Origin of the sequence: Psychrobacter sp. ANT_H3 (assembly GCF_027919975.1) — a bacterium.
Taxonomy (GTDB): Bacteria; Pseudomonadota; Gammaproteobacteria; order Pseudomonadales; family Moraxellaceae; genus Psychrobacter; species Psychrobacter maritimus.
In genome coordinates, this window is sequence record NZ_JAQISM010000059.1 from 1 (window position 1) to 569 (window position 569).

The window sequence follows — 569 nt, forward strand, 5'->3', positions numbered from 1 at the left end:
TAATAAGAATTTATCAGATTCTGTCAATGTAGGAGAATATTCCTCTGAACTAGATAACCAAGGTTATTACAAGCTTCCATATTCAGGTAAATATGAATTGCGTATTCTTCAGCCACGTTCTCAAGCTTCTAAAGGAAAAACACCTCCATATTGGCTAGAACTATCTATTCTATAGGTATATAAGCTTAATAATGGAGAGCATCCTATATTCTGTGTAACAGCTATGTGGCTTTCATCAATAATTACACAAAATGTAGGATGCTCTCAGCTTTTCATGCTACCAGCCATCTGCTGGGCCAGTTTTTTAATGTCGTTTTGGTTAGTCATTGCTTATTCTCCTGTTAGTGGATTATAAGCAGTTACACAAAGTTTGGGAAAGGCTCCAATAAGGCTTTAGAGAGCTATCTTCCAAAGATTAAACACTAATGTTTTTTCAAAAATTCTTATAGTCAAAAGAACCACCGTTTTTTCTTCTTAGCCGTCGCGACGACTGAATCGTCTTTTTTTTCTTGCTCTTGTGCAAGTGGCGGCTCATCGCTCATTTCAGCCTGTTTAAACTCTAGCAGTCT

1 pseudogene is annotated in these 569 nt (G+C 36.9%); it reads left to right on the forward strand.

The annotated features are described in order from the left end of the window. Positions 1 to 175: pseudogene (locus tag PG901_RS13770) on the forward strand (PPC domain-containing protein); the annotation flags it as partial. Positions 176 to 569 lie beyond the last annotated feature (394 nt).